The 12,666-nt window shown below is 51.4% G+C and carries 10 protein-coding genes; 6 read left to right on the top strand and 4 right to left on the bottom strand.

Going from position 1 to position 12,666, the window contains the following annotated elements; genetic code table 11:
• Positions 1-20 precede the first annotated feature (20 nt).
• Positions 21-1,532 carry a dipeptide/tripeptide permease DtpA gene (gene dtpA, locus J1782_RS17955; RefSeq protein ID WP_152325747.1) on the top strand — a complete coding sequence of 504 codons (1,512 nt, stop codon included), beginning with the start codon at positions 21-23 and terminating at the stop codon, positions 1,530-1,532.
• Positions 1,533-1,629: 97 nt separating this feature from the next.
• Here the strand turns inward: dtpA and J1782_RS17950 are convergent, their stop codons facing one another.
• Positions 1,630-3,525 carry a diguanylate cyclase domain-containing protein gene (locus J1782_RS17950; protein ID WP_217153635.1) on the bottom strand — a complete coding sequence of 632 codons (1,896 nt, stop codon included), beginning with the start codon at positions 3,523-3,525 and terminating at the stop codon, positions 1,630-1,632.
• Positions 3,526-3,689: 164 nt separating this feature from the next.
• Positions 3,690-4,721, bottom strand: a complete 1,032-nt coding sequence (locus tag J1782_RS17945) for an AraC family transcriptional regulator (protein WP_152325745.1) — start codon at positions 4,719-4,721, stop codon at positions 3,690-3,692.
• A gap of 305 nt (positions 4,722-5,026) precedes the next feature.
• Between J1782_RS17945 and J1782_RS17940 the strand changes: the two genes are divergently transcribed.
• The 5 genes from J1782_RS17940 to gstA all read left to right on the top strand — a co-directional run bounded on the left by J1782_RS17940 (position 5,027) and on the right by gstA (position 10,232).
• Positions 5,027-5,296, top strand: a complete 270-nt coding sequence (locus J1782_RS17940) for a hypothetical protein (RefSeq protein WP_152325744.1) — start codon at positions 5,027-5,029, stop codon at positions 5,294-5,296.
• A 142-nt stretch (positions 5,297-5,438) separates the two neighbouring features.
• Positions 5,439-6,572: a diguanylate cyclase gene (locus J1782_RS17935; RefSeq protein WP_152325743.1), complete on the top strand. Its 1,134-nt coding sequence runs from the start codon at positions 5,439-5,441 to the stop codon at positions 6,570-6,572.
• Positions 6,573-6,762: 190 nt separating this feature from the next.
• A complete protein-coding gene (locus J1782_RS17930; protein ID WP_217153634.1) occupies positions 6,763-8,436 on the top strand; it encodes a bifunctional diguanylate cyclase/phosphodiesterase in 1,674 nt (557 codons plus the stop codon).
• A gap of 124 nt (positions 8,437-8,560) precedes the next feature.
• Complete coding sequence (dapA, locus tag J1782_RS17925) at positions 8,561-9,427, top strand: 4-hydroxy-tetrahydrodipicolinate synthase (protein WP_165056918.1); 867 nt, start codon at positions 8,561-8,563, stop codon at positions 9,425-9,427.
• A gap of 199 nt (positions 9,428-9,626) precedes the next feature.
• Complete coding sequence (gstA, locus tag J1782_RS17920; RefSeq protein WP_152325740.1) at positions 9,627-10,232, top strand: glutathione transferase GstA; 606 nt, start codon at positions 9,627-9,629, stop codon at positions 10,230-10,232.
• Positions 10,233-10,333: 101 nt separating this feature from the next.
• Here gstA and pdxY read toward each other — a convergent pair whose 3' ends face one another.
• Positions 10,334-11,194 carry a pyridoxal kinase PdxY gene (gene pdxY, locus J1782_RS17915; RefSeq protein ID WP_152325739.1) on the bottom strand — a complete coding sequence of 287 codons (861 nt, stop codon included), beginning with the start codon at positions 11,192-11,194 and terminating at the stop codon, positions 10,334-10,336.
• A 101-nt stretch (positions 11,195-11,295) separates the two neighbouring features.
• Complete coding sequence (tyrS, locus tag J1782_RS17910) at positions 11,296-12,570, bottom strand: tyrosine--tRNA ligase (protein ID WP_152325738.1); 1,275 nt, start codon at positions 12,568-12,570, stop codon at positions 11,296-11,298.
• Positions 12,571-12,666: the final 96 nt, after the last annotated feature.

The following is a 12,666-nucleotide window of genomic DNA, read 5'->3' as shown; positions in this document are numbered from 1 at the left end:
AGGAATAAACAGAGGTACGAGTGTCAACTGCAAACAAAACACCAAATAATGAAAGCGTGAGTCTGAACGCGTTCAAACAGCCAAAAGCGTTTTATCTGATCTTCTCCATAGAATTGTGGGAACGTTTCGGTTACTACGGCCTGCAAGGGATCATGGCGGTTTACCTGGTCAAAATGCTTGGCCTGAGTGAAGCTGACTCCATTACCCTCTTCTCCTCATTCAGTGCGCTTGTGTATGGCTTCGTGGCTATCGGCGGCTGGCTGGGCGATAAAGTGCTGGGATCGAAACGCGTGATCGTGCTGGGTGCGATCGTGCTGGCGCTGGGTTATTCCTTCGTTGCGTATTCCGGCCACGAAATATTCTGGGTTTATCTGGGTATGGCGACTATCGCCGTCGGCAGCGGCCTGTTTAAAGCAAATCCATCCTCATTGCTTTCTACCTGCTACGAAAAAGATGACCCGCGTCTTGATGGCGCATTCACCATGTATTACATGTCGGTCAACATCGGTTCATTCTTCTCTATGCTCGCCACACCTTGGCTGGCCGCGAAGTATGGCTGGAGCGTCGCGTTCTCCCTGAGCGTCGTCGGTATGCTGATCACTATCGTGAACTTCCTGTTCTGCCGCAAATGGGTGAAACGTCAGGGCTCAAAACCAGACTTCGCGCCGCTTCAGTTCCAAAAATTGCTTATGGTGCTGGTTGGCGTCGTGGCGCTGGTGTTTGTTTCCAGCTGGTTGCTGCATAACCAAACCATCGCACGTATGGTTCTGGGTGTGGTTTCTGTCGGTATCATCATTGTGTTTGCGAAAGAAACCTTCGCCATGCAAGGCATCGCACGCCGTAAGATGATTGTGGCGTTCCTGCTGATGATGGAAGCGGTGGTGTTCTTCGTGCTGTACAGCCAGATGCCAACCTCTCTGAACTTCTTCGCTATTCATAACGTCGGTCACGATCTGCTGGGTATCAGCTTCCAGCCTGAGCAGTTCCAGGCGCTGAACCCGTTCTGGATCATGGTTGCCAGCCCGATTCTGGCAGCTGTTTACACCAAAGTAGGCGACCGTATGCCAATGCCGCATAAATTTGCGATCGGTATGGTGCTGTGTTCAGGTGCCTTCCTGGTGCTCCCGTGGGGTGCAAGCCTCGCCAACGAACATGGGATTGTGTCGGTTAACTGGCTGGTACTGAGCTATGCGTTGCAGAGTATCGGTGAGCTGATGATTTCGGGTCTGGGTCTGGCGATGGTGGCACAACTGGTTCCACAACGTCTGATGGGCTTCATCATGGGCGCATGGTTCCTGACGACCGCCGCGGCTGCGATTATCGCGGGCTATGTGGCGAACCTGACCGCGGTTCCTGCGGATATCGATGATGCACACGCTTCGCTGGCAATCTACAGCCACGTGTTCCTGCAAATTGGTATCGCGACCGCCGTAATTGCCGTACTGATGCTGGTTACCGCATCTAAACTGCACCGTATGACGCTTGACCGTGAAACTGATGAAAAACAACCGGAACTGGCTTCTGCTCAGTAATTGCAGAACGTTCTACCGTGTTGATAAACGCTTCCTTCGGGAAGCGTTTTTTTTTGCTCAATTCCCTGCCCTAAATACTTTTTATCCTAAATACTCTTTATCCTAAGTAATAACGCCCCTTCCCGCCCTGTTTCGCACGGTACATTGCCGCATCGGCTCTGGCCATTAGCGTATCCGGTAACAGAGGCTGGCGTGCCCGCCCGACCGCCACACCGATACTCGCCGACAACGCCACAGGCACACCGGCCACCCGTTCGATGGAGTGTAAGGCGCTCATCAGGCTGATACAAATCCGGCTGACATCATTTTCGGTGTTCACCAGATGCCCGAGTAAAACCGTAAACTCATCGCCAGCCAGTCGCGCCACTATGTCCTGTGAACGCAGATTATCGCGTAAGGTATGCCCGAAAAACTTCAGGATCAGATCGCCAAATTCGTGCCCGTAGGTGTCGTTGTAAGCTTTAAAATTATCAATATCTAAAAAGAGTAATGCGATGTCCTTATCTGCTTTTTCTTGTTGTTTTGCGGCAAAAATCAGTGACTGCTGGAACGCGCGCCGGTTAGGTAATCCGGTCAGTGAATCATGATTGGCCTCGAACTCAAGCTGTGCCTGAAGTTCTTTGATTTCGCTGATATCAGTGGAAAGGCCATAGTAGCCATTACGCACATCGTCACATGGAATTAGAGTGGTGTGCAAAACGCCCCCCTTGCCGTGACGTGAATTATCTGGCAATTCAATTTCGTAGCTGACCGTCATGCCCTGCAAAACTTGCCGGATATACGGCTGAATTTTTTCGTAACTCTCGTGCCCCACCACATCCCTGACCTGCTGCCCGTTGACTTTATTTTCTTCCACGCCGTACCAGTTCGCGTGGAAATGGTTCACAAACGTATATTGTTCATTGGCATCCACGTGGCAAATCAAGGCCGGAATGTTATCGGTTATGGCCCTGAGGCGATTTTTACTTTCAGTCAGCTCGCGTTCACGAGTCAGACGCTGCGCTATTTCCTGATGGAGCTGGTCCATCGCCATCTGAAGCTCGTGCGTGCGCGCTGCCACCCGACGTTCCAGATCTTCCTGTAAGGAATAAAGCGCCTGCTCGATATGCTTGCGTTCAGTGATATCACTGATGACGACAATATAGTGGTGGGCATCACCGGCGATATTACGTACCAGAGATGCCGTCAGCGTAACCCAAAGCGTACCGCCGTCCGCACGCTGGAGCAGTTTTTCAACGCTGAAACTGTTGATTTCCCCCGACAGCAGGCGCGGTACGAGGATGTTTTCAGCGTAGAGATCGTCCGGATGGGTAACATCGTGCAGTAAGCAGGTACGCAGCTGGTATTCGGCGTAACCGAGCATATTGCAAACCTGAGGATTAATGCGTAACCAGCGCCAGTCCAGCCCGACAAGAGAGAAACCGACCGCCGCGTGGGCAAACGTCTGCTCAAATAAGGCTTCGCTTTTGGCGAGGTTGTCTTCCACCCGCGCCGTGTACTGGCGGTTTTCCAGGTGAAAGATGTAGCTTTGTACCAGCGCGGTCATGTCCGTCAGCGTCTGCTGATCTTCTTCGCTCCACTCCCGCGTGCGGTCGTCAATCAGGCACAACGCACCGAGCGCCACGCCCTCTTTTGAGTACAGCGCACAGCCTGCGTAAAAGACAATGTGGGGATCACCGGCCACCAGCGGGTTATCGTGAAAGCGTAAATCCAGCCGCGCATCCCGGACAATCAGCGGACATTGCTGGAGAATAGTGTGGCCACAAAACGAGGTATCGCGGGGAGACTCATTGATATCAACACCGGTGTGTGACAAAAACCATTGCCGGTCAGCATCGATCAGTGAAACAACGACCGCCTTCGCCTGAAACTGGCGGGCTGCCATCCGTGTGATGCGGTCGATTTCCTCAATTCTGGGGGAATCTACTATGCCCAGAGAAGCCAGTATGGCAAGACGAGCTTGTTCATCAACTGCCTGTTGAGGGACTAACATAATGCACTCTCAATGATTACTGGTGAATATTCCACCAAGTCTACTGTGTTTAACCGGAATAAAGGCCCAGATTCCGCCCTTCACGGGCAAAATTCAGAATAGTGACAGATCACGAAATGCGTATAATTTTAACAAATCTTGTACAAGGTTCGACAAATCAACCATTAAAGTGAACTGACCCAGTTCACATGCGTGGCATCAGCCTGTCCGGATTGTTCTGAGTCGCGGCGATATTTCTCCCGCATCTCTGATGGCGTGGTGCCGTAAAACTCATGGAAGTACCGGCGCAGCGCGCTCAGTTCAAGACCGCAATGGCGTGCAATGGCCGCCAGGCTTTGGTCCGACATCGAAGATGTGCGTAATAAACGTTTTGCCAGCAGAAGACGACGGCTGCGGATAAATTGCGCAATACCGCCAAGCGGCTCAAATAACCGGTACAACCCGGATCGTGAAATGGCGAAGTTTTTACATAAGACGTCGATGCTGATGGGCTTGTTAAGATGCTTCTCAATGTAGAGGCAGATCCTTTCCAGCCGCGCACTTTGCTCAAACGGATGCTCGACTTTTTTACCCGCCACCAGATGCAGCGTTTGTAAAAACACCGAGGCAGCGCCTTCTCCGGTACTCAGTACTTCCTGTTCCGTCATCTGATCAAAAACCTGCACCATCGTCGCAAAGTGGTTACGCAAAATGATGTTTACCGGCGAGGCCGCAGGAATACGCTTGCCATGCAGCGAGGCTATATCAACATTAAAGTGCAGGCTGTGCTTGGGCATAATAATGTACTGATACGAGCCCAGACGCGGCTTACTTTCACCAGGATAAACGTGGATCTTGATGGGCTGCGACATATCCTGAATCAGGATATCGCCCTGAATTAATTCGAAACGTTCACCAAAACACTGGCACGACATCCCGCCGGCAATCACGATAAAGATTACGATGTGATCCGGCATCGAAAACAAGTTTCCATACTGCCGGTTGATGTCGTGCTCGCTGACCGTCAGTACGCCGCCGATGACGCGGCCGAAATTGTAGCCGGTGACGCCCCAGTCAAACTCTTCGCGGTGACGATCCGGCAATTCCAGTTTAAAGCCGGCGCTGGACATCCCGTCTTCCCATTCGTAAAAACGGGTTTCGAAGTCCTGATAAATGTTGGCACCGTCAACGATCTTTCGTGATGATGAATCGCTCATTATCTCACCGAAAATTAAGATTATTCCGAAACGATAATCTACGTCATACTGAGAAATCAATGCTCAGCAGCAATTGGTAATACTTTTTCACCAAAAACGTCTATTTTCTGCGTCCGACAGGTCCAGGCAAAAGACTGTGAAATCAGTCAATAAGCGTGGTTATTCGTTCGATTGCTCCAGTGTTTACTCCGCGATAATTATTTTCGAATCAGTTAATATCGCCTTGAAGCTTTTCATTTTTGTGATTTGCTATTCTTTTAAGATGCACGACAACGCTTTTCACTTACTCCCACCAGGAAATTGCGATGGATAAACGAAAAGTCCTGGATGAAGGACGTCAGCTAAAACGCCTGAATGCAGAAACCCGCCGGCAGGTGCACATGCATAAATGGTTCGCTATTGTGGCGGCACTCGATTGTGTACTGGTCATTTTCTACGATCAGGACATGCGTAATATCGTGTTCTCAGCGGGTGTTTGCGTGGTATGTACCTATTTATGGCTGAAAGGCAGAAAACAATCCCGTAGCTACCGGCGCGAGTGGGACGCCAAATTCGGCACAAAAAAGCAGCTCTGAACCTGTTTCGTCGGTTTTAGCTGTTCTTCCTTTATTCCTTTCATAAAGAAATTCCTAATTTTAACGAAAGTGTTTCTGTTCCGGCCTGATAATCGGCCAAAATAACATTTGGCATACCCGCAAATAACAACTCATACAATTTATGCATCTCGACGTTTACACGTTATTTATTTTCGAACTTTATATTCTCATTCTGCTGACCGGCGTCATGCTTTTTGCGTGGATCGGCGGCCGCAGGGATCCGACGCTCGGACTGATGGCGCTCATGCTGGCTTTCGCTACGGCGGGAACACAGCTCAGTAGTATGCGCTCAGATGTGAACGATATTATTCCGGTTTTGTTCAGTAACCTGCTGATATTGCTTTGTTATGGCATTATGTGGTCAGCTGTCAGGGTATTTACGGGCCGCCGTATTATCCTGCCTGGCGTACTTGCCGGGCCACTGATTTGGGCATTTTTCTGCCTTTCTCCGGATTTCTATCACAGCCTTTCTCAGCGGATTTTGCTGACATCCATACTGACCGCCGCGTATACGCTGATGACCACCGTGGAGCTGTGGCATGTCCGCAGACAGCTGAACGTTACGTTCTGGCCTGCACTGCCGCTTAGCCTGTTTCATGCGGGATTCTATCTGATGCGGCCGGTGTTTGATGACGGCTTACCTTACGCCGAAATGGCCGGACGTCACAGCAGCGGGTTCTTCGCTATACTCATTTTCGAAGCGATTCTTTACGCCATCTGCCTGACTTTTATCATTCTTGCCATGGTGTATGAACGCGGACAGCTGAGCTACAAACTGGCTTCGCTGCGGGATCCGCTCACTGGAGTTGGAAACCGTCGCGCGTTTCTGGAATTTGGTAACGAATTGATCAGAAAGCGTAAAAACTGCACCTTACCGCTGCAATTGATGTTATTTGATTTGGATAATTTTAAAAAACTGAATGACCAGTACGGTCATGCAGGCGGTGATTCCGCGCTTATTTTCTTTTGCAGCATCGTTAATTCCCTGCTGGAAAAGAAAGATGTATTTGCCCGCATCGGCGGTGAAGAATTTGCCTGCCTGACAAGTCAGCCTAAAGAACAGGCAATAAAAATGGCAGAAACGATTCGTTTCCGGCTGGCACAAAGTTCACAGCATAATATTCCAATGACGGTCAGCGTCGGTATTGCGTTCAGCGATCTTAATCAGGACACGATTTCTCACTTATTGATTCAGGCAGATCATGCTTTGTATCGGGCTAAATCTGCGGGTAAGAACCGGATTGAACTGAGTTGATCGTTATTCACCCGAACATTATATCGAATACCTTACTTAGGGCGTGATAACCAATTGAATTTTCAAATTTAATAACAACGGTAATAATCTCATCAAAATGTGAGTAATAATTGCAAAAACAACCTGATGAGGTTACTGGCTAAAAAATGTTGCCAGAACACACTCATTTCCTGCTCGGGGTATTTAACTCATGCTTACTGATATTGCGATATGCCAGGCAGTTCTTGATGCTCTTCCCGAAGCGACGGTACTTAAAGACGACGAACGCAAACTGGTATTTTTGAATCAAAAAGCCGGTGAGTTCTATGGCCGCACACGTGAAGAACTGATCGGCCAGGACGTCTCGTTTTTTACCGATCCTGAGCAGGCAGCCCGTCAGCGTGAGCGGGATATTGAAGTGCTGGTCACCGGCGAAAAGACGGTAAACGAAGAAACGCTGGTGGATCCTTCCGGTAAGCGTCGTAGTGTTCTGGTGCGAAAGTCCCGCGTTACGCTGGAGACCCGCCATTTTATTCTGACGTCCATTATGGACATTTCCCTGTTGCGCAGTTCAGAAGCGCAGATCCGTTATCTTGCCCGCCACGATGTGTTAACCGGTTTGCCGAACCGGACCGCCCTGAGTGAAGAACTGAGCCAGATTGCCGCACAGCGAATGTACCGCCCCGAGCCTTGCGCCCTTTTCCTGTTAAATCTTAACGACTTTAATTACATCAACGATACCTACGGCTATCAGGCCGGAGACGCAATTTTATGTGAATTTGGCCAGCGTCTGCGTAACGAAGTCGGTAATAACGGTACGGTTTCCCGGATTGGTGGCGACGAGTTTTCCATTATTTTGCGTAACAGCCCGACCAGCGAAATGGCCAATAATCTGGCCCTCGAAATCCTGGTGATGATGCGCCAGCCGTTTACGCTGACGCGCGCCAATCCGATGATCACCATTTCTTTCGGCATTGTGATGTTTGGTGCCGAGAATATTACCGCTGGTGAAATTATGCGCCGGGGCAATACCGCCTTGCTGGAAGCCAAGCAGCGCGGCAAAAATATGTTCTCGTTCTATTCTGAACTGCTCGATGCCAGCAGCGTGAGTAAACGCATTATGGTGAAAGCGCTGGCTGAATCGCTGGCAAAAGACGGGGATTTGTCCTGCGTCTATCAGCCGATTTTGCGCAGCCGCGACGAAAAAGTGGTGTGCGTCGAAGCCCTCGCCCGCTGGAACCACGGCGTGCTCGGGCAGGTTTCACCGGTGCAGTTTATTGCGCTTGCGGAAGAAACCGGGCTGGTGATTCAGCTGGGTGAAATCGTCCTGCGACAGGCTTGCCGGGATATCAAAAACTTTGAGCAGCTCAATCTGGCAATTAACGTTTCTGCCGTACAGCTCGGAGAGCCGGATTTCGGGCCGCGTTTTCTGACCGTGCTGGAAGAAGAGGATTTCCCGCCTTCGCGGCTTGAGCTGGAACTGACCGAAACGTCAGTCATGAACGCCAATGCGAACAGCCTCAGTCAGCTGGCGAAACTGCGTAAACTGGGCGTTAAAATCTCTCTGGACGATTTTGGCACAGGCTATTCCAGCCTGAGTTTGCTGAAAGATATCTCCGTGGACAGCGTGAAAATCGACCGTTCATTTGTGCAGTACGTCACAGAAGTGAATGATACGGCCGCCATCGTGACGGCGGTTTCTCAGCTCGGCAATAAAATGCATCTCAACGTGATTGCGGAAGGTGTGGAAAATCAGCTGCAAAAATCCTTCCTGGTTTCAGCAGGTTGCTCGCATCTCCAGGGCTATCTTTTTTCGCGTCCCGTGACCGTCGAAGTGTTAAATAGTTTGTTGAGTAACGAAATGGATATGTTAGCTGGTACATAAAACCCGCAAACATAAGCACCATAGATAACTCAAAACACCTTATTAATTCATTCAATTGGCGCTCGTCCCTGTTTTACTGACATGATCCGAGGCTGATAAAACACGCCGTTTAAGGAATTACAACATGTCATCGTTTTCAGGTATCTGGGTCCCGCTGGTCACGCCGTTCCATCAGGGTGAGATCGACTTTACTGCACTCAAATCATTGTGCACCCGGCTCCTCAAACGGGGTGTGGACGGCGTCGTCGTCTGTGGTACTACCGGTGAAGCGCCAATGCTCACCAAAGAAGAACAGCTTCAGGTGCTGGACGCCGTACTGGAAGTCGTTCCCGGCCAGCAGGTGATCATGGGACTTTCCGGCACGCATATGCCGGTGATCCGCGCCATGCAGGACGCTATTTCAGAGCGTCCTGTTGCCGGTCTGCTTATCCCCGCGCCTTACTATATTCGCCCCTCTCAGGCCGCGCTGGTCACCTGGTTTACCGAAATTGCCGACCACTCGACGGTGCCGGTTGTGGTGTACAACATCCCTTATCGTACCGGTGTACACATGGAACTGGACACACTGCGCCAGCTGGCTAAACACCCGCAGATTACTGCGGTGAAAGATTGCGGCGGCAGCATCGACCTGACGCTTTCACTGATTGCAGACGGCGAGTTGGACGTTCTGTGTGGCGAAGATGTGCAGATTTTCTCGACCCTGAGTCTCGGCGGAGCAGGCGCGATTGCGGCGTCATCACATATCTTCCCGGAAGAGTTTGTGGCGCTGATTAAGCAGTTCAGAGAGGGGAACATTGTTGCCGCCCGAAAAACATTCTTTGGCCTTCTGCCGATGATCCGCCTGATGTTCTCCGCGCCGAACCCGGCGGCGATTAAATACGCTCTTTCACTCGACGGGCTGATGGACAATGAGTTGCGTTCGCCAATGCTGACTGCACCGGAAAATGTAGAAACGGCGGTACGTGATTTCCTGAACCAGCGCTCCCGCTGATTTCACCGGATGGTGGGCAAAACATCCGTCATCCGGTGCGGTATAAAGTGAACAATTGAACGCCCCGTCACAATTAAATCACTGACTTTTGCTCCCGCCGGTTCTAGGATAGAAGCAGACCTTATATCGCCGTGCAGCTGTTTCCCGAAGCCGAAATGTTTCGCGGGCGCAGGCTGGTAGCTCATCCAATGGAGTGTTTATGAAACTGTACTACAAACCCGGTGCCTGTTCCCTTTCTCCACATATCGTCCTGCGTGAAGCGGGTCTGGATTTCAGTATTGAGAAAGTCGATCTGGCGACCAAGAAAACAGAAACCGGTGATGACTTCCTGACAGTGAACCCGAAAGGGCAAATCCCAACCCTGCTGCTCAGTGACGGCAGCATTCTGACCGAGGGCGTTGCCATCGTTCAGTATCTGGCTGACCAGAAACCCGACCGCCAGCTGATGCCGGAACAAGGTACGCTGGCCCGCTATCATGCGCTGGAATGGCTGAACTACATTGCGACCGAACTCCACAAAGGTTTCTCGCCGCTGTTCAACCCCAAAACGCCTGACGAATTCAAGGCACTGACCCGCGAAGCGCTGAGCAAGAAATTTGCGTACGTGAATGAATCCCTGAAAGGTCACGCATTCCTGCTGGGTACACGTTTCAGCGTAGCCGATGCGTATCTGTTCACCGTGATGGGCTGGGCAAAAGCGCTGAAGTTTGATTTCACGGCGCTGAGCGAGCTGAACGCCTATCTGGAGCGTGTTGCTGCACGTCCGGCTGTTGACGCAGCCATGAAGGCTGAAGGCCTGAAATAAGCATTCCCTGAGTTAAAAAAATGCCCCGGCTGAATAATCAGTCTGGGGCATTTTTATTGAACCGTGATGTCGCGTTTACGCGGATCCGATCCTTACGCCGGTTACAGTTTTACCGCCGGGAAATGATGCTCCGGTTTAACCATTTTGTCCTGCGCAGCGACGATTTGCAGCTCGTACTCGCCCATCGAATGAGTGGTCAGCATCACTTCATAAACGGCGGCGGTCACATGCTCCAGCGCTTTATCCAGCGCCTCGCCCTTGAGCAGATTCACCAGCAATAATCCGCTGGTCAGGTCGCCCACGCCAACCGGCTGACGCACGCCGAAATCGACCAGCGGGCGGTCGATATGCCAGGCTTCATCCGCCGTCACCAGCAACATTTCAAAACGATCGCTGTGATATCCCGCCCGGCTCAGATGTTTCACCAGCACGATTTTCGGGCCTTTCGCGATAAGCTCACGCGCCGTGGTAACGGCTTCTTCAACGCTTGCCACCGCATGCCCGCTCAGCAGTTCAAGCTCCAGCAGGTTTGGCGCAACGATATCGCAGTTCACCAGCGCCTGATTGCAGTGAAATTCCGCCACGCCCGGCGCCACGATGCAGCCTTTCTCTGGATGCCCCATAACCGGATCGCAAAAATACCAGGCATTGGGATTCGCCGCTTTCACCTTCCGGACGATCTCGAGAATGCTTTGCCCCTGCTCCGGCGAGCCGATATAACCGCTCAGCACGGCGTCGCAGTCTTTCAGGCGATCGATTTCCGCAATACCTTGCGCAATTTCGGTCAGATGGCTGGCGGGCATCACACAGCCTGTCCAGTGTCCGTACTGGGTGTGGTTGGAAAACTGAACCGTATTCAGCGGCCAAACGTTTGCGCCCATACGACGCATAGGGAATTCAGCCGCGCTGTTGCCGGCGTGCCCAAAAACAGTATGAGACTGGATAGAAAGAATGCTTTTCATGAGGAATTTCCGATAGCAGCGTCATCGGTGGATGGCGGAATAGCTGAGATCACAGGTCAAAACGGGGAGCATTTCGCTCCCCGTCGTGCCGGTCGTAAAACTTATGCCCAGAGCAGCAGGGTGTAGTTCTTTTTACCGCGACGCAGCAAGGTGTAGCGGCCAAACAGGCGGTCACTGTCAGTAAAACTGTACTCGGTGTCAGTCTGTTTTTCACCGTTAACGGACACGGCGTTTGACGAAATCATCGTACGCGCCTGACCTTTAGACGGCGCCATACCGGCGATCACCAGCGCCTGTTGCAGGTCGGTATCACGCGGGACTTCAAACAGCTCCAGGCCGTCCTGCGCCAGCTGGCCGAAATCGACTTCGGTCATTTCGCTCAGGGAACCGGAGAACAGGCTTTGCGTGATACGTTTCGCGGCAGCCAGACCTTCTGCGCCATGAACCATGCTGGTCACTTCTTCGGCCAGAACGTATTGTGCACGCGGGGCTTTACCGCTGTTTTTATCTTCTTCTTCCAGGGCATTGATGTCTTCGATGCTCATGAAGGTGAAGAATTTCAGGAAGCGGTAAACGTCGGCATCCGCTGTGTTGATCCAGAATTGGTAGAATTTGTACGGGCTGGTTTTCTTCGGATCCAGCCAGACTGCGCCGCCTTCGGTTTTACCGAATTTGGTACCGTCAGCTTTGGTGATAAGCGGAACGGTCAGGCCGAAGACCTGTTTCTGGTGCATACGACGGGTTAAATCAATACCGGACGTAATGTTGCCCCACTGGTCGGAACCACCAATCTGCAGGACCACCTGATGGCGGTTGTACAGCTCGGAGAAATCGTAACCCTGCAACAGGTTATATGAGAATTCGGTGAAGGAGATGCCGCTGTCATCACGGTTCAGGCGCTGTTTCACCGCTTCTTTGTTGATCATCTGATTAACGGAGAAGTGTTTACCGATATCACGCAGGAAAGTCAGCACGTTCATGCCGCCAAACCAGTCGTAGTTGTTCGCGGTAATGGCGCTGTTTTCGCCACAGTTGAAATCCAGGAACGGAGAAACCTGTTGGCGGATTTTCTCAACCCACTCGTTGACCGTTTCATTGGTATTCAGTTTACGTTCAGTGGCTTTAAAGCTCGGATCGCCGATAAGGCCGGTCGCACCGCCGACCAGCGCCACAGGTTTGTGGCCATTCAGCTGGAAGCGTTTCAGGCACAGCAATGGCACCAGATGACCCAAATGCAAGCTGTCTGCGGTAGGATCGAAACCGCAATAGAGTGCAATTGGCCCTTGCGCCAGTTGCTCAGCTAACGCTTCTTCATCCGTTACCTGGGCAACGAGGCCCCGCTCTTGCAATTGTTTAATCAGGTTGCTGCTCGCCATCAAAGACTCCGTTTGTATGTACTGAAAATTATGTACTGAATGTGTGCAGATTCATGTCTGACATCATGCCGAGCATGTGCCTTTTCTCTCACCTTT

The sequence above is a fragment of the Rahnella sp. BCC 1045 genome, assembly GCF_019049615.1.
In the GTDB taxonomy this organism is placed as follows: domain Bacteria; phylum Pseudomonadota; class Gammaproteobacteria; order Enterobacterales; family Enterobacteriaceae; genus Rahnella; species Rahnella contaminans.
This window is presented reverse-complemented; position numbering and strand designations above follow the sequence as displayed.